This is a genomic window from Polyangium jinanense, assembly GCF_028435365.1.
Window position 1 is genome coordinate 796132 of record NZ_JAGTJJ010000002.1, and the last position, 25183, is coordinate 821314.

Below are 25183 nucleotides of genomic sequence, written 5' to 3' on the forward strand. Positions count from 1 at the left end.
GCATGGCCGAGTCCACGCGGTTTTCGAGCGGCGAGACCTTCGGCCGGTACGTCGTCGAATCCCTCCTCGGCGAGGGGGGCATGGGCGAGGTGTATCGCGCCCTCGACACGCGCCTCGGCCGCAAGGTCGCGCTGAAGGTCCTGCGCAAGGACGGCGACCTCTCCGAGGACGCGTGGGCGCACGAGGCCTCGCGCATGCTCCGTGAGGCGCGCGCGGCCGCGGCGCTCTCGCATGCCGGCATCGTGGCGATCTATGACGTCGGCGAGCTCGACGGCACGGCGTTCATCGCCATGGAGATCGCCGAGGGCGAGCCGCTTCGCGCGCTCGTCGGCGGGGACGCGGCAGATGCGCGCAAGATCCAGATCCTCCACGACGTCGCGCGTGCGCTCGCCGCGGCCCACCAGGCGGGCCTCGTGCACCGCGACGTCAAACCCGAGAACATCGTCGTGAGCCGCGCGGGCACCGTGAAGGTGCTCGATTTCGGCATTGCGCGTGGCCTCGATCGCGAGACCGATCCGGGCGCGCGCACGCTCGAGGCCGAGCCCGCCGAGTCCCTGTTCCACGGCACCCCCGCGTATACGGCGCCCGAGCAGCTCACGGGCGAGGCGCTGGATGCGCGCACCGATCAGTTTGGCTGGGGCGTCGTCGCCCACGAGCTCTTCGAGGGCGAGCTCCCGTTCCGCGCGGACAAGGGCCCGGCAGCCCTCATGAGCTCGATCCTCGCCGACGAGCCCAGGCCCATGAACCGCGCGCCCGAGGCAATCCGGGCCCTCGTGAAACGCGCGCTCGCCAAGGATCCCGCGGATCGATTCCCCTCGATGACCGTGCTCGCCGACGAGCTCGCGCTCCTGTCGATTGAACCCGAACCCGAACCCACGCCGCTCCCGCCCGCCGCGGCCCGTGTTTCTGCGACCCGCGCGCTCGCCCTCGTCGCCGTCCTTGCCGCGCTCGCCGCCGCCGCATGGTTTCTGTTTCGCCGGGAAAAACCCGTCGACAGCGCGCCCGTCGCGCCGACTCCATCGGCTGCGCCGCTCGTCAGGATTGCGATCACCGATCTACCGCTCCCGACCACGGACAACCCCGAAGCGCTCGTCGCGTATCGCGAGGGGGTCCAGGCCGTGCGCGACGCCTCGTGGACGACGGCGCGCTTCGCCTTTGATCGGGCCCGCAAGGCCGATCCTTCGCTCGCGCTCGCGCACCTGCGTTATGCAATGGTCGCGATGGACAGCGAGGACCTCAACGCCTCGCGCGAGGCCTACCGGGTCGCCTTCCTCTTGCGGTCCTCGCTCAGCGACCGGGATCGCTCCCTGCTCGACGCGCTCGAACCCTTTTTGCAGCGCGACCCGCCCGACGTCGCCGAGATGCGCCGCCGCTTTGCGGACCTCTCGGCCCGGTACCCCGGCGACGCCGAGCTCGTGTACTGGGAGTTTTTCCCGATCCCCCAGCGCAAGCCGGCCGATCTCCTCGCGTTCACCGAGCGTTGCCTCGCGCTCGACGATCGATATGCCGATTGCTTGCAGATCCAGGCCCGCGCGCTCATCGCGCTCGGGCGGCACGAGGAAGCGCGGCGCGCGCTCGATCGGTGCGTCGAAGTCGCTCCCACCGCGGGCGACTGCATGTTCGACCGGGCGGCCGTGGAGATCATGTCGAACCGATGCGTGGGCCTCGAAGAGGTCACGCGGAGCTGGGTCGCGCGCGAGCCCGATCTCGGCCGGGCGCACAGCTATCTCGCGTGTTCGCTTTATGGGCAGGGCCGCGAGAACGCCGCCGTCCGCGCCGTCGTGGACACGGCGACGCAAAAGCTCCGCGCCTCGGGATTCCAGGTGGAGGCCTTGACGCTCGACTTCGGCTTTGCCGCGGGCACGGGGGATTTCGAGTCCGCGCTCCGGATCGCGCGACAAACGGGCGTCGTCGGCGACATCGACCACGAGGCCGGCCCCACGGCCAAACACGTCTTTCTTTTGATCGAGCTCGGACGCACTGAGGACGCGGGCCGCGTCGCGCAGGACTTTCTCGCGCGGCAGACCGCCTCGCTCCGTTCGGGCACCATGGATTGTACCGTCGATCCCGAGCCGTCGTTTTACGCCGCCGCGCATCGCGCGGGCCTGCTCTCGGAGGCCGAGCGAGCCTCCCATCGGGAGTCCTGGATACGCCGCTGCGTGCAGGAGGGTGACGCCGCAGGCGCCTGGTACGGCGCGTATGCCCTGCCAGCAACGACGCCCGACGAGGCGCGCGAGGCCCTCGCCGCCATGCCCTCCCGCCCCTCGCTTCCTGAAGGCCTCCCTTACTACCGCGCCCGGTCTGCCGCCGCCCTGCGCGGAAAAGTCCGTTTCCTCGCCGGCGACATGGACGGGGCCCTCCCGGACCTCGTCGAGGCCTCCTCCCATTGCGGCATGTTGCTGGATCCGGTTCATTATCTGCAGAACCAGCATCGCCTCGGTGTCGCGCGTGAAACGCGGGGCGAAAAGGACCTTGCGTGCGAGGCGTACCGGTCCGTCCTTTCGCGGTGGGGCGCGGCGAAGGACTCGATCACTGCGCGCGACGTCGCGCGTCGGGCCAAGGCGCTCGGCTGCGAGTCCCGGCCCGGACCTTGATGGCCCGCGCTGGGCGTGTCGTTTCGCACGGCGTTGCGCTCTTCAGGCCCCCGGAGGGGGCATGAACCGCAAGGCAAAGCGCACTCCGGGCCCCCCGAGGGGGCATGCACCGCAACGTCGAGCGTGCCGAATGCCCTCCGAGGGGGAGGGCAACGCTCGACGTTGCGGTGCGTGGGCCTTCGAGGCCTCCTTTGGTGCGTAGACCAACCGTCGAGGGGCACCCTCGGAGGGCCAAGGAGCGCTTCCTGCTTCGGTTGGCCTGGCCTCGAGGGGTCGATGGGCGCAGCGCCTTGCGAGGGTCGGGCCTCGGAGGCCTCCCTCATCGCAAGCGTGAGCGATGTTCGGGCCTCCTGAGGCTCTCCATCTCACATCCCCGAGCCCATTTCGACCCCTCGAGGGCGCCTCGCACCGCTCCGCCTTGCGTATCGGACCCCTCGGGAGGCACCTCGCACGCAATGCGAAGCGGTCGGGGACCCTCCGGGGGGAGTCGATGGCGGTCACGCTTGCGTAGGCGCATGCCGGCGAGGGGAGCCCGGAGGGAGGAGGACGCGGCTTTGTTCCCATCGGACCGTACGTCCTCCTTTGCTGCGAGCGGTTCGCGATGCGAGGTGAAAGCGGGCTCCGTGTAGAAACTACTTGCTGCCCCTCACAGAGGGCTGTTACCTTCTGCCTCGGATCACGCGTAAACGAACACGCGGCAACGTCAATGCGTCTGCGCGTGTTCAGGAGGTGAGAACATGGACTCGCGACTGAAGGACTTTCTCACGGATGCGGCACTCGATCACGACCAGCTCATGGTCTTTTTGACCGATCCGCAGTCGGCCATCCAATCGGCGCAGCTCTCGGCGGACGATGAGCGGGCGCTGCGGACCGGAAACCCCGACATCATCTACGCGCGCATCCAGGGGCGGACGTACGATCCCAATGACCCGCTCTCGAGCAGCGCACAAGCCATCACGAATTACAATTACCCGTACTATCCCAACGACACGGGCGAGACCGTTTGACGAGCTGCGGACGACTCCTGCTCCGTCGTCCCACGCGGGCGGGGTCATCGAAGGACCAGCCCGCCGCCCCCGTCCGCACATAACATACTTACCTAGCACTCCAGCGCTGCACGCATCTGTCCCGTAGAGGACGAGCGTGCCAGCGCTGTCGCTTGGAATATCATCGCCATTGACTCGGTCATCGCCGGTCAGCGTCCATGAACGAGACGCCGCGGAGAGGAAAGCCTTGGATAGCAAAAAGGGTTCACTGGTCGTCGTGGGCAGTGGGATCAAGACGGTGGGTCACCTGACCCAGGAGGCGCTCGCCTGGATCAAGGCAGCGGACAAGGTCTTTTACGTGGTCTCCGACCCGGTCGCCGAAGGCGTCATTCAACGCCTCAACCCTGGGAAGTCGGAATCGCTCACCGGGCTTTACGAAGAGGGGAAGCGCCGCATGGAGACCTACGAGCAGATGATCGAGCGCATGATGGCCAGCGTCCATGCGGGCATGCGCACGTGCGCCGCCTACTACGGCCACCCTGGGGTATTTGCTTATCCCACGCACATGGCCATCAAGAGGCTTCGGAAGCAGGGGTACGAGGCGTTCATGTTGCCGGGCATCTCGGCTGAGGATTGTCTCTTCGCCGAGCTCGGTGTCGATCCGGCCACGACCGGATGCCAGAGCTACGAGGCCACGGCCTTCGTCATCAATGGCCACGTTCCGAACCCGAAGGCGGCGCTCATTCTTTGGCAGGTTGGGGTCTTCGGCCGCGGCGATTACAGCCGTTCGAACTACCAGCTCAAAGGGTTCCACTATTTCGTGGAGCATCTCGCCAAGTTTTATCCTACGGACCACAAGGTTTGTATCTACGAGTCCGCCATGTTCCCCGGCTGCAAGCCGAGGGAGGACTGGGTCGCCATTCAGGACCTGGACAAGGCGCGGCTCACCCCGGCGAGCACGCTTTACATCCCCGCCTCCGAGCGAGCGACGCCCAACCTCGAGCTCCTCAAGCTCCTCGAGAGCCTCTGACCGCGGCGAGGCAGGAAGCGATACCGTCCTGGTCTTGATGGCGTCGCGCCAAGACGCTCGGCTGTGAGCCCGGCGCGGACCCTGACGAACCGCGCCATCGTCCCTGGGCGGGAGGGTCCGGACGGGCTACGATGTTCTTGCCATGCGTTTCTCGCCGGGGGAGTCCTTCGACCGCTACGTCATCGAGTCGCTCTTGGGCGAAGGTGGCATGGGCGAGGTGTACCGCGCCGAGGACACGCGCCTGCGCCGCAAAATCGCGCTCAAGGTGCTGCGCCGCGGCGACGAGGCCGACAGCGAGACCTGGGGACGCGCGGTCGCGCGCATGCTGCGCGAGGCGCGCGCGGTCGCGGCGCTCTCGCATCCGGGCATCGTCGCCATCTACGACGTCGGCGAGCAAGAGGGCGCTCCGTTCATCGCGATGGAGCTCGTCGAAGGCCGCCCTTTGCGGGCCCTCGTCGGCGGGGACGAACCCCTCGGCACGCGCCTGCGGATCCTGCTCGAGATCGCGCGGGCCCTCTCGGCCGCGCATCAGGCGGGCCTCGTGCATCGCGACGTCAAACCCGAGAACGTCGTCGTGCGCGCCGACGGCGCCGTGAAGGTCCTCGATTTCGGAATCGCCCGCAAGCTCGCGCGCACGAGCGCCGATCCCCTCGGGCCCACGGCCGACGGCGCGCTCTCCACGATGACGGCCGAAGGCGCGCTCGTCGGCACCCCGGCGTACATGGCGCCCGAGCAGCTCCGCGGCGAAGAGATCGACGCGCGCGCCGACCAGTTCGCGTGGGGCGTCGTCGCGTATGAATTGCTCGCAGGCAAGCTCCCGTTTCGCTCGGACAGAGGCGCCGTCAGCCTCATGGCCTCGATCCTGAGCGACGAGCCGCCCCGGCTCACCAGTGTGCCCGACGGCGTCTGGCAGATCCTCGCGCGCGCCCTCGCCAAGGAGCCCGAGGACAGGTTCGCCTCGATGGACGAGGTCGCCCAGAACCTCCACGTATTCGTCACTGCGGAGGACACGCGGACCATCACGAGCCGCCGCAACGTCGTCCTCGTCTCGACCGGCGACACCCGCGCGCCCGTCGCCGCCTCGATCCCGCCCGCGAGGCCCGCGCGCAGGCCCTGGGTGATCGCGGCGTCCCTCGTCGCCCTGCTCGCGGCCGGCGGCGCCACGTTTGCCCTCCGCAAGTCTCCGACCGACGTGCAGACGCCTCCGCCTTCCTCGGCGGCCGCGCCTCCGCAGCCCGCGCCCACGGCCGTCACCGATTTGCCCATTCCGCCCACGGACAGCGCGGCGGCGCGGCTCGCATTTCGCGAAGGGCTCCAGGCGATCCGAGACGCTACGTGGGACACGGCGATTGCCGCGTTCGATCGGGCGCGCAAGGCCGATCCGGGCATGGCCGCGGCGCACCTTCGGTATGCGGCGCTCCAGACCTCGTTCGACATCAACGCGTCCCGCGAGGCGTTTCGCAAGGCGATCGGCCTCCGCGCCGCGCTCGCCGAGCGCGACCAGGCGTTCCTCGAGGCGCTCGAGCCGATGATCCAGAACGATCCCAGCGATTGCGCCACGTCGGCCCGGCGGTTCGAGGCCCTCGTGACGAAATGGCCGGGCGACGCGGAGCTCGTCTTCTGGCAGGCGCGCCAGCAGCTCAACGCCACGAAGAGCGGCGATCCCGAGGGGGTCCTCGCGCTCGCGAACCGTTGCGTCGAGCTCGACCCTCAATATGCCGACTGCTGGCAGACGAAGCAGTTTGCCCTGAAGCCCCTCGGCCGGAACGAGGAGGCGCTCATCGCGCTCGAAAAATGCATCGAGGTCTCGGCCGGCGCGGTCGATTGCTTGAACGACAAGATCAAGATCGTATCGTCGCTCGGCCAGTGTGATCTCGCGGCGGAGACGGCGCGGCGGTGGATGGCCAAGGAGCCCTCCTCGCCGAAGCCGCACCTGATGCTCGGCGGCGCGCTCTACGGCGCGGGAGAGCCCGAGGCGGCCGTCCGCGCCGCGCTCGACCAGGCCGAGCGGCGATTCCGGGCGGCGGGCCTCCTCTGGCAAGCGGAGGATCTCGTGGCCCGCCGCGCGGCTGCGTTCGGCGAGTTCGCGACCGCGGCCCGCGTCGCCGATTCGATGGCTTCCATGACCCCGCCGCTGCCGCACGAGGAGCTCATCCTGTATGGTTTGCGGACGTTTGCGCGGGTCGAGCTCGGCGACATCGAGGGAGCGGCCGCGGTCGCGGACGAGTACCTGGCGAAGAGCGCTCTCCGGGCGTCGTACTCCGAGCCCGACGGCGTCGTCGATCCCACCGTGTACATGCATTCGCTCCGGCTCCGCGCCGGCAAGGCGTCGCGCGCCGAATACGAGGCGGCGCGGTCTTCGTGGCTCGCGAAGCAAGACCTCGGAAGCGCCTTGCGGCGGAAACGGGCCTGGGAGGCGGCGTATGCCTTGCCCGCGTATTCGCCCGAGCTCGCGCGGGAGGCCCTCGCCAAGGAGGAGGAGCTCGTGCGGCTCCCCTCCGGCGAGCTCGACACCGGAGAAGCCAGCGGGTCCGGGGCGCTCGGTCACGTGCGCCTCCTCGCCGGCAGGGAAGTCGAAGCGCTTCCCTATCTGGAGAAGGCCACGCGGATCTGCCCCACGCCGGGGAACGCGCTGCGGTACGTCGAGCAGCAGGCGCGCCTCGGCTTCGCCCGCGAGGCCAAGGGCGACAAACCCGGCGCTTGCAGCGCGTATCGCGGCGTCCTTTCCCGCTGGAGCAATCCGAAGGAATCGGCCACGGCGCGCGACGTCGAGAAGCGAGCCAAGGGCCTCGGCTGTGGTTTCCTCGCGGAGGGGGGGCTCGCGGGGCCTCGTTCGCCGCGGACATCGAATCCGAACGCTGGCTGACGTTTGCGCCGCGCTGCGCGGGACGGTGGGCGCGCGCCGGCTTGCCACGTAAGATGCGCCGTCCCTTCGATCTCGTGCCGCCGCCCCTAGAGACCGCTCATGACCGCCACCCGAAGAGCCCCCGACGAGCCTACCGCCTTGGACCCCGAGCGCATCCTTCGCGACGCCACGCGGCTCCAGATCGAGCTTGCCAGGGTCTCGAGCCTCCTGCGCGAGCGCGGCGGCGAGCACGCGCGGGACCTGCCGAACGACATCGACGCCGTGGTCGCACAACTCTCCAAGTTCCGCGCGAGCCTCGACACGGATCGGCGCGAACAGGAGGGCGCGATGTCGCGCGAGGCGCAGGCCGCGCTCTTCGAGGTTGGCAAGGCGATCACCTCCTCGCTCGATCTGAAGACCGTGCTGAACCAGTGCATGGACTCCGTGATCGAATTGACGAAGGCCGAGCGTGGGTACCTCGTCCTCGCCGACCAGCAGGGCAACCTCGACGTCCAGGTCGCGCGGAACCTCGATCAGGACACGATTCGCAGCATGGAGTTTGCGTATTCGAGCTCCGTCGTCGAGGAGGTCCTGCGCAGCGACCGCAGCGTCCTCACGAGCAATGCGCAGACGGACGAGCGATTCGCGCTCCAGCGCAGCGTGGCGATGTTCCGGCTGACCAGCATCATGGCCGCGCCGCTCCGCATCCGGGGCAAGGTGATCGGCGTCCTTTACGTGGACAACCGCGCCTTCAGCGGGCAGTTTTCCCAGTCGAAGCTCGATTTGCTGGAGGCGTTCGCGGGGCAGGCCGCGATCGCGATCCACAATGCCAAGCTCTTCGGGCAAACGGACGAGGCGCTCAAGCAACGCCTCCTCGAGCTCGAAGGCCTCTACAAGGAGCTCGCCGTGGCCCGCGAGCGCGCGGAGAATGGCCTCGCGGCCGTCGAGCGCGAGATGCAGATCGGCCGCGTCCTCCAATCCGAGTTCCTCCCGCGCGAGCTGCCCTCGTTGCCCGGCTGGCAGATCGCCTCGCGCTTTTTGCCGGCACGAAAGCTCTCGGGCGATTTCTACGACGTCTTTCAGCTCGCCTCCGGCGAGGTCGCCGTCGCGATCGCCGACGTCTGCGACAAGGGCGTCGGCGCCGCGCTCTTCATGTCCCTCGTCCGCGGCCTCCTCCGCGCCTTCGCGCTCCACGCCGCCGATCCGACCGAGGCCCTCACGGCGATCACCCAGACGAACGATTACCTCGCCGAGAACCATGGCCGCACGGCCATGTTCACGACCCTCTTCTTCGGGCTCCTCGATCCGGAGAGCGGCGAGCTCTCCTATATCAATTGTGGGCACGACGCGCCGATCATCCTCAGCGCGACAGGCGAGGAGACGCGCCTCGAATCCACGGGCCCTGCGCTCGGCGCCATTCGCGACGTCGAATTCGAGACCGGCCGCGTGGTCCTTCTCCCGGGCGATTCTCTCGTTGCCTTCACGGATGGCGTGAGCGACGCGCTCGATCCGTCCGAGTGCCCGTTCAGCGAGGAGGCGTTCCTCTCGATCCTGCGCGGCGGCGCGCCCTCCGTCACGGCCATGCTCGGCGACGTCGTGGCCGCGCTCCGGAACCACATCGGCAGCGCCGCGCAGTTCGACGACATCACCCTGCTCGCGCTCCGCCGCAATCCCCCGCGCCGCGAGTTCCCGACGGGCCAGTACCGCGTGATCGAACCGATTGCGCAGGCCACGGGAAAGCGCAACCGGCGCTGATCCAGCGTTGAAAAACGCGGGCGACACAGGTAGCCTTCGGGCGTGTTCGTCGTTGGTGGGAGACGCCTCTACGGCAAGGTCGAGCAGGTAGGCAGCACCTACATCGCGACGACGTTCGCCTTCCTCCAGTTCTTTCCGCTCTTCCCCGTGCAGTCGCACATCGTCGTCGCCGAGGGCTCGGCCGACACGCACAAGGTCGTGCACATCAAGACGCACTGGAAGAGCGTGGCGACGGGGTATCTCCGCGCGTACGGCATCGCCGCGAGCCTGATCGCGCTCATCCCGGGCCTCGCCATGGCGGGCACCTCGAAGGTGCCGACGGCGTATGTCGGCGCGGGCCTCGTGGTCGTCTGCGCGGGCCTGACCACGGCGGCGTTCTCGATGATCGGCCGCCTGAGCCGCGAGGAGAAGGCGCAGCGGCTCGTCTATGCGCGTTTCCTCGGGCACCCCGTGCATCCTTCGGTGCTCGACGAGGACATGCGCGGGGCAATCGCCCAGAAGCTGCGTGATTTCCTGGAGGAGCGCGCGGCGGCCGCGATGACGGGCGTGAACTACCGCAAAGGCGGCCCCGTGAAGGCCGGCTATCGCGTGCTCGCGCTCGAGCCGTCGATGCGGGATCGCGAGTATCTCGAAGCGGCGTTCACGCTCGCCTGCATCGACGCCTCGCTCTCCGTGGGCCCGATGCGGGCCGACGCGGAGCGTGTGCACGGGGCGCTCTGGAACAAGCTGCTCGCGGAGCACCCGGACGTCCTCGAGGTCGTGCGGGACGCCGAGATCGTGCAGCGCTCGTGGGTGAGCAGCGTGCTCGGGTTCGTCCCGCTCGTGGCGGCGCTCGGCATCTGCTGCGTGATGCTTCTCCGCAACGACTCCGTCTTCAAGTGGAAGCCGAGCACGAGCGAGAAGAAGCCCGAATACGGGTTCGTGCCGGAAGAGCTTTTGCGCTGAGCGCCGCGCCGCATGCGCCTTGTGGCGCCGCGGCTCCGCGCGGTACGATCGTGGGCGTTTTCCCAAGGGAGCACCCACGCCCATGCGCTTTCTCCATTTCGCCGCGCCGTTCACATTCGCCGCCTGCCTCGCCGCGTCCGGCTGTAGCGGGGACGCCGCCTCGTCCTCGGGGTCCGGCGCCTCCTCGGCTTCTTCCTCCTCGACCGGCGGCGCGGGCGGCAGCGGCGGCGTGGGGGGCGGCTCGTCCTCGTCGACCGGCGGCGCGGGCGGCGTCGCTTGCACGGACGAGGTCTGCAACGGCATCGACGACGATTGCGACGGCGCCATCGACGAAGACGCCTCGTTGTGTTCCGGGCCCGGCGAAATCTGCGCCGCGGGCGCTTGCAAGGCTGATTGTGTTCCTCCCGGGGCAAACCCTTGCGCGGAGGGCACCGTCTGCAACGTGAGCGACAAGAACCCCGGCGCTTGCGTCGCGCCCGATTCCGGCTGTGTCGTCACCGGCCCGCTCGTCCCTTGTGGCGCCTCGACCTGCGGCCCCGGTACCACCTGCGATCCGACCACGAACACCTGCGTCGCGTCCCTGCCTTGCGCCGGCATCGCGTGCATCGGCACGGTTTGTCACGGCGTCGCTTGCCCCTGCGAGCGCCCCCCGCCCACCTGCACCGGCGCCCCGCTGGCAGAGCTCAATGTCCCGGCCTTCGTGAATGGCCTCGTCGACATCGACTTCGACCTCGCCTGCAATGCCTGGGGCGTCACCGTTCTCAGCGGACCCGATTACCTGCGCAAGGTGAACACCGCGGGGCAGGTTTCCACGGTCCAGGGCGTCACGAACCTCAACATGGGCGAGGTCGCCGCGATTCAGGGCCAGAACGGCACGTTCGGCGGCAGCGTCACCGAGGTCGGGCTCACGTACAATTGCTGTGCAAACTGTGGTTGTCAGGGCACACCCCAGGGCGTGGCTTTCTACGACCAGGCGACGAATGCCTTGCCGCTCGTCATTCCGAGCGCGAAGATCACGACCGGCAGCGGCCCCTTCCAGAGCGGCTACCTCGACACCGGCCCGCAGGGCCTCACCTGGGGCCTCACCAAGAAGCTTTACGTGGGCAACGTCGATACGGACGGCGATTTCCACACGGTCGACCTCGACAGTGGCACGAAGGGCCTCGTCGCCACCCTGCCGGCCCGCGTCTACGCCGCTTCGCCGTACGACGGTAGCCGCCTGCTCGTTGCGCTCGCCACAAAGGAGATCGTGCTGCTCGACGTGAACACCGGTACGACGACGCCCTTCGCGGCCCTCTCCGCGAACATCACGAGCCTCGCGCGCGACCCGTTCACCGGCCACGTCTACGTCTCGCTTTTTGGTGGCGAGATCCACGACCTCGATGGATCCGGCAAGGACCTCGGCCTGTTCGCGAAGGGCGCGAAGAGCGGCCGGATCGCGCTCGCGCGCGACAACTATCTTTACCACGTGAACGCCACGCCCGCCTCCGGCGCCACCATCGAGCGGTTCCCGCTCCCCGGGACCTATTGAAGTTGACACTTTGCGAGCGTTGCTCTCCAATACTCACATGAGGCGATTCACGCGTGCTTCCTTGTTGTCTCTCGGCCTCGCGATTTCGTTCGTGGGGGCTTCCGGTTGTGCGGGTGATGGCGCGAACAGCGGCGCGGGCGCGGCCGGAGGAGGAACCGGGGGGCAAGGTGGCACCGGGGGGCAAGGCGGCACCGGCGGGCAGGGCGGCGGACAAGGTGGACAAGGTGGACAAGGTGGACAAGGCGGCGCCGCTTGCACCGACGGCGAGACGCGCGCCTGTTATGACGCCGATCCGGCCACCGCCGACAAGGGCGAATGCAAGCAGGGCACGCAAACGTGCACAGGCTCGGTCTGGGGCGCGTGCACGGGCCAGGTCTTGCCTGCCTCCGAAGCGTGCGACGGTAAGGACGAGGATTGTAATGGCCAGGTCGACGACAACATCGCGGACGTGACCTGCGGGCTCGGCCAGTGCCAGGTGAAGGTTCCGGGCTGCGTGGACCAAACGGTCCCCGAATGCACGCCGCTCCCGCCCGCGACCACCGAGGCCTGCGACGGCGTCGACGACGATTGCGACGGCATGATCGACGAGGGCTGCTCCTGCGAAGACGGCGACACGCAGTCCTGTTATTCGGGCGGCGCGGGCACGCAAGGCGTCGGCATTTGCAAGTCCGGCACGCAGACGTGCGTGGGCGGCGCGTGGGGCGCTTGCGAGGGCGAGACCGTGCCCGGCGTCGAGACCTGCAACGGGGCCGACGACGATTGCGACGGGAAAACCGACGAGGATCTCGGGCAGCTCACCTGCGGCGCCGGCGCCTGCTTCGTCAGCATCGAGGCCTGCGCGGGCGGCGTGCCGCAGACGTGCTCGCCAGGCAATCCCAAGGCCGAGACGTGCAACGGCGTCGACGACGATTGCAACCTGCTCATCGACGACGGCCTCGGCACCCTCTCCTGCGGTCTCGGCGCTTGCCACACCACAGTGCAAGCGTGCATCGGCGGGCAGGCGCAGACGTGCATGCCGGGCCTCGGGTCGGCCGAGGTCTGCGACAACATCGACAACGATTGCGACGGCAACACGGACGAGGGCAACCCCGGCGGCGGCGCGGGCTGCACGACGGGGCTCTCGGGCGCCTGCGCGCAAGGGACGCAGGTCTGCACCGGCGGCACGATCCAGTGCATGCCCACGGTCCAGCCCGTGGCCGAGTCCTGCAATGGCAAGGACGATGATTGCGACGGACAAACCGACGAGCAGAACCCCGGCGGCGGGAGCGCCTGCAACACGGGGCAGCTCGGCGTCTGCGCGGCCGGCACGACGGCTTGCCAGAACGGCGCTCCCGTCTGCAATCCGAACGCTCAGCCCACCGTCGAGACCTGCGACGGGTTCGACAACAACTGCAACGGCGCGGTCGACGAGCAGAACCCCGGCGGGGGTGTGTCCTGCCAGACCGGCAAATCGGGCGTTTGCGCGACCGGTACGACGTCCTGCCAGAACGGCCAGACCACGTGCGTCCAGACAAACCAGCCGAGCCTGGAGATCTGCGACGGGCTCGACAACAACTGCAACGGCACGGTCGACGAGGGCAACCCGGGCAGCGGCGGCGTGTGCCCGACGGGCAAGCAGGGCGTCTGCGCCGCGGGCACCTACCAGTGCCAGGGCGGCGCGCTCGTCTGCGTGTCCACGACGATGGCCTCGGCCGAGACCTGCGACAACAAGGACAACGATTGCGACGGGGCCGTCGACGAGAACAACCCGGGCGGCGGCATGGCCTGCGCGACGGGCCAGCAGGGCGTCTGCAGCGCTGGCACGTCGACGTGCACGAACGGGGGCATCGTTTGCACCCCGACGACCCTGCCCTCGGCCGAGACCTGCGACAACAAGGACAACGACTGCGACGGCGTGGTCGATGAGGGCAACCCGGGCGGGGGCTCGGCCTGCGCGACGGGCCAGCCGGGCCTCTGCAGCGCGGGCACGCAGGTTTGTCAGAACGGCACGATTTCGTGTGTCGCGACGACCATGCCCACGACCGAGACCTGCGACAACAAGGACAACGACTGCGACGGCTCGGTCGACGAGAACAACCCGGGCGGCGGCGCCGCGTGCACGACGGGCCAGCAGGGCGTCTGCGGCACCGGCACGTACGTTTGTCAGGGCGGCTCGCTCTCGTGCGTGGCCACGAAGACGCCGTCGGCCGAGATCTGCGACGGGCTCGACAACGATTGCGACGGCACGGTCGACGAGGACAACCCGGGCGGCGGTGTGGCCTGCGGGACAGCGTATGCCGCGCCCTGCACGAACAACAAGACGATCTGCCAGAACGGCGTGCTCGTCTGCGGCGTCGCGAACGTCTTCGAGGAGACGTTCGCGACCGCGACGGCGGCGAATAGCTGGAACGGCTGGACGCTCGGCACCGAATGGCAGATCGGCACGGCCACGGCCTCCACGGGGCACGACGACGGGTATGGCGACCCGTCGACGGATCACACGACGACGGCCGACAACAAGCTCGCCGGCGTGGTCATCGGCGGCAACGCCAGCACCGCCTCCACGCACGCGATGTATTACCTGACGAGCCCCATCATCAACACCGCCGGCGCCGGCTCGATCGTCCTCGATTTCTGGCGGTGGCTCAACAGCGACTACTCGCCTTACATGACGAACGCCATCGAGGTCTACAACGGGTCGAGCTGGATTGTCGTCTGGCAGAGCTCCTCGACGTCCATCGAGGATGGCTCCTGGAAGAACATCGTGCACGACATCACCACGCACAAGAATGCGAACCTGCGCGTGCGCTTCGGGTTCGCGATCGGCGACACCGTGGACCTGTACACGATGTCTTCCTGGAACCTCGACGACGTCGTCGTTCGCCGCTGCCAGTGATGATTCGATCCCTCCGCGAGCCCCTCCTCCTCGGGGCCCTTTTCCTCGCGACCGCATGCACGAGCCGGGGGCCCGCGCCCGAAGTCGGGCCCTCCGCGCCGCCGCCCGCGCCGCTGCCGGTCGTCCCGAATCCGCCGTCGATCGCCCCGCCGCCGCTCGAACCCAAAAAGCCCCCGCCGCCCGCGCCGGTGGAGCCTGCGCCGCCGCCCGCGCCCCCGGAGACGAGCGCGCTGCCGACACGCGTGGACGGCATGGTCCTCGTGCCCGCGGGTCCTTTCACGATGGGCGCCGACAGCGGCGGCGAGCCCGACGAATGGCCGGCGCACACGGTGACGCTGCCGGCGTATTACCTCGACGAATTCGAGGTGACGAACGGTGACTACACGCGCTGCATCGAAGCCAAGATCTGCCCACCGCCCGAGCCGAGCAACGCGGATCGCAATGGCGTGGGCCCGGACAAACTTTTCCGGGGCCCGAAGCAGCCCGTGAGCAGCATCTCCTGGGAGAGCGCGCGCGCCTATTGCACGTTCGTGGGCAAGCGCCTCCCGCGCGAGGCCGAGCTCGAAAAAGCGGCGCGCGGCGAGAGCGGCCGGCTCTATCCTTGGGGACACTCGCCGCCCGGGCCCGAGCGCGCGGTCTTCGCGGTCAGCGTGACGGCGGATGTCGGGACACACCCCGCGGGGCGTGGTCCTTACGGGCATCACGACCTCGCCGGCAACGTCTGGGAGTGGGCCGAGGACGTCTACGACCCGTTCGCCTACCGGCGCCCCGGCGCCGCCGAGGGCCGCGGCGGCACGTGCGAGGAGACCCTCGAAGCCTACGCGGAGCTCCGGCGCAAACGAAAGCAGGGTTTTACGGGGTCGAACGAGATCCCCACCGAATGCGAGCGGGTCCTGCGCGGCGGCGGATTCAATTATCACGCGACGGGCCTGCGCTCGACGAATCGCGTCCATCATCCGCCGCGCTACCGGATGGTGATGAGTGGATTCCGGTGCGCACGGGATGCCAAGGGGTAGGGCGCGGACGGCCCGGGACATCCGCGATCGGAAGCCCGTCCCATGGTGTAGGATGGACCGGGGCCCGACGTCGCTCGGCGTTCGGGTTCCGGGACCACGTCACCATGACCGCGGAGGATCGGGGCGATCTCGAGCGCGAGCTCTTGACCCGCCTTGCCACAGGAGACCGAAAGGGCGCCGCGACGGAAGTGCTCGCGGCGTACGGGCCCGAGATCTACGCGTTCCTCGCGGCCCTGCACCGCGACGAGAGCGACGCCGAGGAGGTCTTCTCCCGCTTCGGCGAGGCGCTCTGGCAGGGCCTGCAGCGCTTCGAGGGCAAGGGCTCCTTCCGCACCTTCGCGTACGCCGTCGCGCGACGAACCTCGGTCCGCTTCCGGAGAGACGCGGCGCGTCGTCGCAAGCGCGAGGAGGAGCTCGACAGCGCCGAGATCTCGGGCGTCATGGCCGAGGTTCGCGAGCGCACGGCCGCGTACCTGCGGACGACGACGCGGAGCCGCCTCGCCACGCTCCGCGCCTCGTTGCCCGAGGAGGACCAGGTGCTGCTCATGCTGCGCGTGGACCGCAAGCTGCCCTGGGAGGAGCTCGCCGTGGTGCTGCGCGGCGAGGACGAGGCGCCCCTCTCGGCGGAGGACAAACGCCGCGAGGGGGCGAGGCTGCGCAAGAAGTTCCAGATCCTGAAGCAGCGCCTGCGCGAGATGGCTCGTCGCGAGGGTCTGCTCGACGAGGACGGGTGAGCACGATGTCGTCCCAGAGCTCCGCCAGGCTCGACCCCACGCTCGCGTCGACAGCCTCGTCGGAGGATGCGTCGGACGACTCGTTCTTGCGCGAGGTCGCGCGCATCGACGACGTGCCCGTGCCCCGCAAGCGCGAGGAGCGCGCGGGCAAACTGCTCGCGGATCGGTACGTGCTCGTCGCGCTGCTCGGCAGTGGCGGGCAAGGGGCGGTGTGGGAGGCGGAGGACACGCGCACGGGCGAGCGGGTCGCGGTGAAGGTGCTGCGCTCGATGTCGGCGACGTGCGCGGCGCGCGCGCAGCGGGAGATCGCGGCGCTGCGGCTCTTGCGTCTGCCCGGCGTGGTGCGTCTCGTCGGCGAGGGTCTGCAAGGCGACCGCCCCTTCCTCGTGACCGAGCGCATCCTGGGCCGGCCTTTCCCCGGCGTGGGCGTCCCTTGCTCCTGGGACGAGCTCGAGCCCGTGCTCGTTGGCCTCCTCGAGACGCTCGCGTGCATCCATGCCACGGGCATCGTCCATCGTGATCTCAAGCCGGACAACGTGCTCGTCGGGCCGGACAAGCGGCCTGTGGTCCTCGATTTTGGCCTCTCGTCGCCGTCCGCCACGTCGTGGGAACCGATCACGGACGCGGGGCAGATCGTCGGCACCCTCTCGTACATCGCGCCCGAGCAGTTCCGCGAGCAACGCGCCACGGCGCGCACCGATCTCTATGCCGTGGGAATCATGGTTTATCTCGCGCTCACGGGGCGTGTTCCCCACGAGAAACGCGACAAATGCGCGTTCATCCTCTCACGATTGAACGAGCCAGCGACGAGCTTGCGCACGCTCGTCCCGGGTTTGCCCGTCGACGTGGCGCTCGTGCTCGATCAGCTCGTCGCGACGAACCCCGCGGATCGGCCGCGTTCGGCCGCGGAGGTCATCCAGCGATTGAATCAGAGGGCCTGCGACACGAAGTAAGTGACCTGGCCGCTACCGGGGGTCACCGTGCCGGAGCCGACCGTGAACGTACCGCTCGGCGAGAGGTTGGCCGGCGTCGAGCCGGTTGGGATCGATTGAAGCCATTTGACCCCCGTGATGCCGCTGCTGTTCTTGAAGATGCGCAGGTGCACGTTCCCGTTGTCGTAGAGGTATCCCGAGCTCGAATCTTCCGCGAGCTCGGCCCAGGTCACCACGGCGGGGAGCGTGAACTGCTGCGAGTTGCTGTACGAGGGCGGGGTGCCGGTCCCGTCCGTGTACGAGATGTTCAGATCCTCGGTACCGAGGTATTGCAGGTTGCTTGCGTTGACGTACCAGTACTCGTAATTGGCCCTGAAACCCGTGGGGGCCGAGCTGCCGAACACGAGGATGGTACCGAACTCCGCACTGTTGTCGTAGTTGATGGTGTAGATCCGCCAGATCCCGTCACCGGGGTCGAGCTGGGCGAGCTCCGCTGAGGCGACATCCTCTTCGCCTTGAGCGGCATCGATCGCGCCGCAGCCGATCGCGAAGCTCATCATGACCATGGAGCCGAGCAACGTGACTTGATGCTTCAAGGAAACCTCCGAGCAAAAACGATGTTCGTGGGCAGGCGCCGCCCCTCGACACGGGCGGCGAGGTCGCCGATCCGAGCGAATCGAGGGGCGGCTGACGTCGTCATCGAATCAGAGGGTCTGATCCACCTTGTACGTGGTAATGCCGGTGCTGAAGCTGGTGCCCACGGCGCCCGTGTTGGTCGTGAAGGTCCCGCTCGGCGTCACGTTGGCCGGCGTCGAGGTGGGCCAGATCGTTTGATACCAGACGACCTGCGAGATGCCGCTCGAATTCGTGAAGAGGCGCAGGTTCAGGTTCCCGGACGTATAACGATAACCCGAGGTCGTATCACTCGAGATCGCAGTCCAGGTCGCGAGGGCGGGGAGATTGAACTCCTGCGTGCCGCTGTACGAGGGCGGCGTGCCGGTCCCGTCCGTGTACGAGAAATTCAGGTCCTCGGTGCCGAGATATTGCAGATTGCTGGCGTTGACGTACCAGTACTCCCTGTTCGGCCTGAAATTGCCGCTCACGTTGGAGCCGGTCACGAGGATCGTGCCGAACGGCAAGGAGTTCTCGTAGGTGACGGTATAGGAGCGCCAGTCGAGGCCGAGGTCGACCTGAGCGAGCTCCGCTTCCCTGACCTCCTCGTCCTCGAATGCGGCGTCGTTCGCGCCGCAGCCGGTCGCGACGCCCATCATGAACACGATCGTGCCGAGCAAGCTGATTTGGTGTTTCAAGAAAACCTCCGAGCAAAGACGATGTTCGCACGTACATCGTGGTCGAAATCACGGAGGCTCGTCAAGTGTGAGCGTAACCGCGCACTCGTGTACGCACTACAATCGTGTGTCCATGTAGGTGTAGGCGCGACGGTCTCCTACGAGCGTGGAAACATTTCACGCAGCGACAGCGCAGAGTGCGTTCACCGTCACCACGGCGTGGCCCGAGAGATCGGGGGCGCTGACGGCGCCGAGGTAGGTCAGCGCGTACGTTCCGCCGATGTTCGCGTCGGGGACGCTGTACGGGCCTTCGTTCTGCGTGTGCGCGCTCAGCGGGTTTGGCGTGGACGTCGGGACGCGGTCGAAAAGGTGCCACGTCTCCAGGGTGCCGCCCGCGATGCGCGTCACGACGAGCACGCCGACGCGCCGGCTTCCCTGGGTGATGTCGTAGATGCCGAGGTCGACCTGCTGCGGCTTTCTCGGTATTGCGGCGGAGATGCTGCCGGCGTCGTTCGAGGCGAGCCGGGCGCAACGGGCCTCGATGTACGCGACGCCGCAGCCCGTCGAGAGCGAAAGCCAGGCGAGGCAATCGTTCACGTTGAACTCGGGCGGCGGCGCGCCCGTGCCCCGGAGCGACAGACCCACGGGCGTGCCCAGGAACGCGCTGCTCGGGCGAATGTAAGCGGCGTAGCCAGAACCGACGGGCGCGCTCGTGTACAAAAACCAGTGCTCGTAGCGGGTGTCCCGGTCGAGCTCCGTGACCACGAGGCGACCGACCTCGAGCAGCGGCGCGCTCGGAACGCGCGGATCGCGCTGGAAAAGGATGTACTGACCTGCGCCGATGTGCCCACTGATCATGGCGAACTCTCCTCGGAAGAACGAACAAAAGGTCCCGGGCCGGACGGACGGCCCCCCAGCCATCTCCGAGAGAGTTCCCGCTGCGAACCGATGTGACGAAAAATGTTCACCGGCCGGAACGTACGGCCGGACTTCCGGGTGCAGGCGCCCCGGTCGCCGCGTCCCCTCGCGTGTTCTTCACGGTGCCGTGCGAGAATTGCAAAGGGACGGACGACCGGCGCCGTCTCCGGGTCAGGCGGCCCGGGTCACGAGGCCTTGGTGGCCTGGATGTGCTTCGCGAGCAGCGTGCGGAGCGTCGTGACGTTTTGCTTGTTCTGGTCGTGGATCTGCTGGAAGCAACGCTCGGCGTCTTGATCCCCGGCCTGGCGTGCGTCCTGGATGTATTGCTCCAGCGCCGAGTTCCCCTGAAGCAGCTCGTGCATCTCCGCGACGATGTCGTATTCGAGGTTCGAAGCACCCGTCTGCTTTTGCTGCGTCTGTGTGGCCATGCGCACTCCTTTCGCGGTCGAGGTCGGGCGAAGCAGCGCACGTGCCACGGGCCGAGCGTCCGGCCGGGCTCGTCAGGCCCGGCGGGCGCGGCGGGGCGTCACTTGCAGAGGCCGTTCTGGCAGGTCGTGGCGGCCGGGCAATCGGCGTCGCTCGCGCATTGCATGATCGTGCAGTTGCCGTTCAGGCAGAACTGGGGCGCGGGGCAGATCAAGGAGCCCGGGGTGGCGTCGTCGACCACGCCGTCGCAGTCGTTGTCGATCCCGTCGCACGTCTCGTTGCTCGGCGTGCAGCCGCTGGGCGTGCAGACACCGTTCGGCGTGCAGATCTGGCCGAGCGGGCAATCGGCGTTGATCTGGCAGGACTCCGCGACGCACGAGCCCATGATGCAGGTGCCGCCGTTCGGGCAGAGGAGCAGCCCACCGGGCGTGACCTCGTCGACCTGGCCGTCGCAATCGTCGTCGAGCCCATTGCAGTACTCGGCCTTGGGCGCGCACATGCCGCCGCACTGGCCATTGACGCAGAGGGTGCCGTCGGCGCAGAGCGTGTTCTCGTCGATCGAGCCGTTGCAATTGTCGTCGACGCCGTTGCAGGCCTCGGGCTGCGGGATGCAGCCGTTCGGGTTGACGCACGTCGCGGTCGCCGGATCACAGACGTGCCCGGCGGGGCAATCGGCGTCGGCCATGCAGCCCTGGAACGCGCACATGCCGTTGACGCAGGTGCCGCCCATCGGGCAGAGGGTCGCGCCGGGCGTGTTCTCGTCGATCAGGCCGTCGCAATCGTTGTCGTAGCCGTCGCAGAGCTCGAGCCCGGGCGTGCACACGCCGCCGCACTGGCCGTTGACGCAGGCGCTGCCGTCGGCGCAGAACGCGTTGTTGTCGGGGATGCCATTGCAATCGTCGTCGAGGCCGTTGCAGGCCTCGGGCGCCGGGACGCAGCCGCCCGGATAGCAGACGCCGACCATCGGGTTGCAGAGCTGGCCGGCGGGGCACTCGGCGTCGGTCATGCATTGCACGACCACGCAGGCGCCGGCCACGCAGGCGCCGCCGTTCGGGCAGAGGATCGCGCCGGGCGTGGGGTTGTCGACGGAGCCGTCGCAATCGTTGTCGATGCCGTCGCATTGCTCGGGGAGCGCGCTGCACACCGGGTCCGGGACACACATCCCGAACATGTCGCAGAAATGGTTGGGGGGACAGTCGCACACGAGCTGGCACACGCCGTTCGGGTCACAATACGAGTTCGGCGGGCACGCGTGGTCCTGGTCGCATTGCGCCCCGCCGCCGCACATGCCGTTCTGACAGATGCTCCCGTCGGCGCAGATGACGGGCCCGTTCGGGGTCGCGTCGATCTGGCCGTCGAGATCGTCGTCGACACCATTGCAGACCTCGGGCTGGGGGCCGTCGTTCTGCAAGACGCAAACGCCGTTCACGCAGAACTGGCCGGCGGCGCAGTCGGAGGCGACGTTACATTGCTCATTGCCGCCGATGAGGACGTGATCGATACACCCGGCGAACGGCGCGATCGCGAAGAGGGCGCCGAGGGGGAGGAGGGCCTTGAGGAAGGAAGCGCGAAAGTTTTTCATGGCGTGATCGTCTCTCTCGTGGATGGAGGGGCGCGCGCGGCCGTTCGTCCCCGCAAAGGACGCTCGGCGCGGCTGTCCGTGTCTTCGTCTGCCTTCGTGGCCGGCGGTCAGCCGATCCGTGAGGAAATGTTAAGGGCTCGTGGGGCAGGCTTTCCGGACGCGATCGGCGAGGGGCGAGCCAGGGCTTTCCGAAAGGAATCGGGCGGCCTCGGCGCGGGCTTCGGAGACCCGGCCGAGTTTGCAGAGCGCGAGCACGCGCGCCGCGGTGCGCTCGGCGCGGAGCGATTGCCCTTCCGCGCTCGCCGAATTCTCGTCGAGCAAACGCAAAGCTTGCTCCGGATCGCCGCCCTGCATGGCGCCGTGCACGGCGCGAAGGCGGCGCGTTTCCGCGAGCAGCGGGTCCGTGGGCGCGGGGGGAGGCTCGCTCGTGGCGACGGTCGGCGCCGGACGCTTGGCCGGAGCATTCACCGACGGCGTATTCTGAAGCACGGGCGCCGGGGGAGCCGGCGGGTCGTTCGTCGGGGCAACCACCGGCGGCGGCGCTTCCACCGGCATCTGCGCGGGCGGGGGTTGTCCCCGCTCCGCAGGTGCTTCGAGATGCGTCGCTGCCGGAGGCGTCTCCATGTGCGTCGCCGTCGGCCCGAGGATCGCCACGGCGGAGGCGGCGCCACCCACGAGGACGGCGAGCATTCCTTTCCACGCCAGGCCGCCGAGGGAAAACACCGCGCCGGCCTTGGCTGCGGACGCGATCTTCGTCGCGGAGGCGGCCTCGCCGAGCTTTGCCGTCGCGGCGTCGGCGACACGCTCTCCCCCGACCGAAGCCGCTCCACCTGCGGCAATGGCGGCCGCGAGCGCGCGGCGCACGCGGGCGCGGTCTTCGGGCGAGGGATCGTCTCCGTCACGCCCTGCAAGAAGGATGGCCCGCGCTTCGGGGCCGAGCTCGCTCATCGGAGCCTCCACGTATCGCGCGCCCGCTCCCGGGCGACCGCTTGCTCGAAATCACGCCGCGCCGCCCGCAGCCGCGCATAAATGGTGTTCACGTTTTCCCCGAGCGCGTCCGCGATCTCGGGCGCGGTCATCTGCTCGAGCTCGGCCAGCACGAGCACGGTGCGCTTGTCGAATTCGAGCTCGTCGAGCAGCTTGTGCAAAAGGCGCGCGCCTTCGAGCCGCACCGTATGCTCGTGCGGGCCCTCGGCGCGCTCGTCCGGCACCGAATCGACGTCGACGGCCTCGGCCTTCCCGCAGGCGTGCGGGCTCTTTCGCCGGAGCGTGCGCCGGTGATCACGCGCGACGCGGGTGACGATGGAGCAGATCCACGTCTTCAGCGAGGAGCGCCCCTCGAACTGGCCGAGGCGGCGATAGACGACGAGGAAGACCTCCTGGACGGCGTCGTCGACGAGCGCGTCGGGAACGCCGAGGCGGCGGACGTTGCGGAAGACGAGGTCGAAATGCTCTTCGTAGACGGACTCGAAAGGCGGCACGGACACCGCCTCGCCGCCACCCGAGCGCGCCGCGGCCGTGGGCTCGGGGGCGAGCGGCGAGGGGAGGGTGGCCTGGAAGGAAGCGGAAGGAGGCAAGCTTGTCCTTGGTGGCCAGCGCCTTCGGGTTCCGTGATCAAAAATCTCAGAACCGGACCTCGATGCCGAGCTCGGCCCGCCCGAGGACAGGCGAGGCGCGGTGCACGGCGCCGAGGCCCGAGACGGCGAGCTCCGGGTGGACGACGGGGACGCCGGCGCCAAGGCCCGCGACGAGGGCGACGGGGCGCGCGAACGTCCAGGTGAAACGTCCTCCCGCGGAGACGGCGAGCCAGGCGGCGGCGCCCTGGCCCGGGGAAGAGATGCCGGCGCTCGTGCTCTGGATGCGGCCGGCTTCGAAGGAGACGCAGGGGCCGAGCTCGAAGGGGGGACGCCGGAGGAAGGCGGCGCAGGCGCCGACATGGGCGAGGGTGAGGTCGATGTCGCCGGTGGCGGTGTCGAGGTTGGGGAAGGGAAAGGTGCGTGTCGGGAGGAAGGAGATGCCGGCTTCGAGGCGGTAACGGCCGACGAAGAGGGAGAGGGCGGCGCCGAAGCCGACGGTGGGCGCGGGGAAGGCGCCGACGTCGGCGAGGGCGCGCACGGAGAGGGCCATCGGCGGCGGTGGCGGTTGTGGGGATACCGACAGAGGGACCTTCGAAGGCGATACGCGTATCGGTTCGGGTCGTGGGGGGGAGGGCTGGAACCGATACGCGCTTCGGTTTGGGTCGTGGGGGGGAGGGCTCGGACCGATACGCGTATCGGTTGGGGTCGTGGCGGGAGGGCTCGGACCGATACGCGTATCGGTTGGGGTCGTGGCGGGAGGGCTCGGGGTGATGTGCGCTTCGGTTCGCGTCGTGGGGGGGACCTCCGGCGGCGGTTCGGCGATCACGTCGGGATCGATCATCATGGCGATGATCAGGGCCGCGGCCTCACCGAGGGCGGCGCACGTGGTGGCCTCGACCTCACGCGTGCGTGGTCCCTCTTCGCCCCGTGTCTCCAGACGAACCCGATACCGCCCCGCGTCGCGCTTCACCTCGGCCGTCACGTCGAGCGGCTCCGTCTGCGCGCCTCGCCCCCCGAGAAGCCGATCGACCTCGGCCGAGATCGCCTCGGCCGTGGGACACCCCTCCGGGGCGGACCATCGCAGACGCACCCCGCTCGACGCGTGCGCATCGGCGGCGAGGCCGAGCGACGCGAGGAGGGCGACGATCAAGGAGGGGGCCCGGGCCCGAAGCATGGGGTCACTTATGTCATCATGCCCCGCGGATGAGCCGGCCGAAAACGAGCAGCACGCGCGCTGCACGCCCTTCCCCCACGGGCCTGCCCTCCCGCGAAGTCCTGCTCCGGGATCTCGGCCGCGCGCCCGACGAGCGCCCCGTCTTTTCCTTGCCTTCGCCCCTCCTCCCCTGGCTCGCCCTCCTTCTCGGCGTCGCCGTCGCGCTCCTCGCGCCCGGGCTCACGCGCGAGGGACCTTGGGGCGTCACGCTCTGGGCTGCCCTCGTCCTCGCGATCCTCGTCATCGTGCTCTTTCCGCGCAAGCTCATCGTCGGCGAGGATGGGCTCCTGCTCGTCTGGGTCGGCGCGCGCTTCATCCCCTATCGGGACATCGCCTACGTCGAGACCTCCGACGGGTTCTACTTTCGCAACCCCGGCATCAACATCGCCCTTCGCTCGGGCCACGCCGTCGATTTCGCGACCAGCGTCTTCAAGGATCGCTGGGCCGAGCGTGACGCGCTCCTCAGCTTGATCCGCGTCACCATCGAGGCCGCGAGCGCGCGCCGCCCCGCCCGCGCGCCCGAGGCCCTCGGCCGCGGCGGCAGGCCCTACGACGCCTGGGCGCGCGCGCTTCGGGCGATCGGCTCCGGCGCCCACGAAGGCATGCGCACCTCGCCCATCCCCGCCGACGAGCTGCTCCGCATCGCCGAGAGCCCGAGCGCGCCGACCGTCGATCGCGCCGCCGCGTTCGTCGCGCTCGCATCCTCGCAGGACGACGAGAACTTGCGCCGCTTGCGCATCGCCGTCGACCTCACGGCCGCGCCCGACACCAAGGCCACGCTGCAAGCGGCGCTCGAGGCCAAGGGCGACGAGGCTTCGAGCGCCGAGGTCCTCGCGTTCGCCGAGGCCCGGACGACGCGGCCCTGATCCCGCGATCCATCGGCGTCGGAAACCGGGCGAACCCCTCCCGAGGGCCCCCGCCTTCCTTCATGATGC

General features: G+C 68.9%; 20 protein-coding genes. 12 read left to right on the top strand and 8 right to left on the bottom strand.

What is annotated here, in order from left to right:
- The first annotated feature begins 2 nt into the window (after positions 1-2).
- From KEG57_RS08265 to KEG57_RS08315, 11 genes are all read left to right on the top strand, one after another.
- Entirely contained in the window at positions 3-2594 is a 2592-nt protein-coding gene (locus KEG57_RS08265; RefSeq protein WP_272417513.1) for a serine/threonine-protein kinase, read from the top strand.
- Positions 2595-3331: 737 nt separating this feature from the next.
- The gene (locus KEG57_RS08270) at positions 3332-3601 is read left to right on the top strand and encodes a hypothetical protein (protein ID WP_272417514.1); all 270 of its coding nucleotides are present in this window, start codon (positions 3332-3334) and stop codon (positions 3599-3601) included.
- A gap of 226 nt (positions 3602-3827) precedes the next feature.
- Positions 3828-4610 (top strand): SAM-dependent methyltransferase, encoded by a 783-nt coding sequence (locus KEG57_RS08275; protein WP_272417515.1) that lies wholly within the window; start codon positions 3828-3830, stop codon positions 4608-4610.
- Positions 4611-4752: 142 nt separating this feature from the next.
- Positions 4753-7476, top strand: a complete 2724-nt coding sequence (locus KEG57_RS08280; RefSeq protein WP_272417516.1) for a serine/threonine-protein kinase — start codon at positions 4753-4755, stop codon at positions 7474-7476.
- Positions 7477-7575: 99 nt separating this feature from the next.
- Complete coding sequence (locus KEG57_RS08285) at positions 7576-9210, top strand: PP2C family protein-serine/threonine phosphatase (RefSeq protein ID WP_272458346.1); 1635 nt, start codon at positions 7576-7578, stop codon at positions 9208-9210.
- A gap of 42 nt (positions 9211-9252) precedes the next feature.
- Entirely contained in the window at positions 9253-10155 is a 903-nt protein-coding gene (locus KEG57_RS08290; protein WP_272458347.1) for a hypothetical protein, read from the top strand.
- 82 nt (positions 10156-10237) lie between these two features.
- Positions 10238-11686, top strand: a complete 1449-nt coding sequence (locus KEG57_RS08295; protein WP_272458348.1) for a hypothetical protein — start codon at positions 10238-10240, stop codon at positions 11684-11686.
- 37 nt (positions 11687-11723) lie between these two features.
- Positions 11724-14561, top strand: coding sequence for a MopE-related protein (locus KEG57_RS08300; protein WP_272458349.1), 2838 nt, complete (start codon positions 11724-11726; stop codon positions 14559-14561).
- Positions 14561-15577 (top strand): formylglycine-generating enzyme family protein, encoded by a 1017-nt coding sequence (locus KEG57_RS08305; protein ID WP_272417521.1) that lies wholly within the window; start codon positions 14561-14563, stop codon positions 15575-15577. The genes KEG57_RS08300 and KEG57_RS08305 overlap by 1 nt, the downstream gene beginning before the upstream one ends.
- Before the next feature lie 104 nt (positions 15578-15681).
- Positions 15682-16311: an RNA polymerase sigma factor gene (locus KEG57_RS08310; protein WP_272417522.1), complete on the top strand. Its 630-nt coding sequence runs from the start codon at positions 15682-15684 to the stop codon at positions 16309-16311.
- Positions 16312-16316: 5 nt separating this feature from the next.
- Positions 16317-17264: a serine/threonine-protein kinase gene (locus KEG57_RS08315; protein ID WP_272417724.1), complete on the top strand. Its 948-nt coding sequence runs from the start codon at positions 16317-16319 to the stop codon at positions 17262-17264.
- Here KEG57_RS08315 and KEG57_RS08320 read toward each other — a convergent pair.
- The 8 genes from KEG57_RS08320 to KEG57_RS08355 all read right to left on the bottom strand — a co-directional run bounded on the left by KEG57_RS08320 (position 17240) and on the right by KEG57_RS08355 (position 24209).
- On the bottom strand, positions 17240-17839 hold the full coding sequence (locus KEG57_RS08320) for a hypothetical protein (protein WP_272417523.1): 600 nt from the start codon (positions 17837-17839) through the stop codon (positions 17240-17242). The genes KEG57_RS08315 and KEG57_RS08320 overlap by 25 nt on opposite strands.
- A 108-nt stretch (positions 17840-17947) precedes the next feature.
- Entirely contained in the window at positions 17948-18553 is a 606-nt protein-coding gene (locus KEG57_RS08325) for a hypothetical protein (RefSeq protein ID WP_272458350.1), read from the bottom strand.
- A gap of 156 nt (positions 18554-18709) precedes the next feature.
- Positions 18710-19390: a hypothetical protein gene (locus tag KEG57_RS08330; protein ID WP_272458351.1), complete on the bottom strand. Its 681-nt coding sequence runs from the start codon at positions 19388-19390 to the stop codon at positions 18710-18712.
- Positions 19391-19635: 245 nt separating this feature from the next.
- Positions 19636-19878, bottom strand: a complete 243-nt coding sequence (locus tag KEG57_RS08335) for a hypothetical protein (protein ID WP_272417526.1) — start codon at positions 19876-19878, stop codon at positions 19636-19638.
- 98 nt (positions 19879-19976) lie between these two features.
- Positions 19977-21458, bottom strand: coding sequence for a MopE-related protein (locus KEG57_RS08340; RefSeq protein ID WP_272458352.1), 1482 nt, complete (start codon positions 21456-21458; stop codon positions 19977-19979).
- 129 nt (positions 21459-21587) lie between these two features.
- Entirely contained in the window at positions 21588-22406 is an 819-nt protein-coding gene (locus tag KEG57_RS08345) for a hypothetical protein (RefSeq protein ID WP_272417528.1), read from the bottom strand.
- On the bottom strand, positions 22403-23035 hold the full coding sequence (locus KEG57_RS08350) for an RNA polymerase sigma factor (protein WP_272417529.1): 633 nt from the start codon (positions 23033-23035) through the stop codon (positions 22403-22405). Before KEG57_RS08350 ends, KEG57_RS08345 begins: the two co-directional genes overlap by 4 nt.
- A 46-nt stretch (positions 23036-23081) precedes the next feature.
- Entirely contained in the window at positions 23082-24209 is a 1128-nt protein-coding gene (locus KEG57_RS08355; RefSeq protein ID WP_272417530.1) for a hypothetical protein, read from the bottom strand.
- A gap of 29 nt (positions 24210-24238) precedes the next feature.
- Here KEG57_RS08355 and KEG57_RS08360 point away from each other — a divergent pair, with 29 nt between their 5' ends.
- Complete coding sequence (locus tag KEG57_RS08360; RefSeq protein ID WP_272417531.1) at positions 24239-25114, top strand: hypothetical protein; 876 nt, start codon at positions 24239-24241, stop codon at positions 25112-25114.
- Positions 25115-25183: the final 69 nt, after the last annotated feature.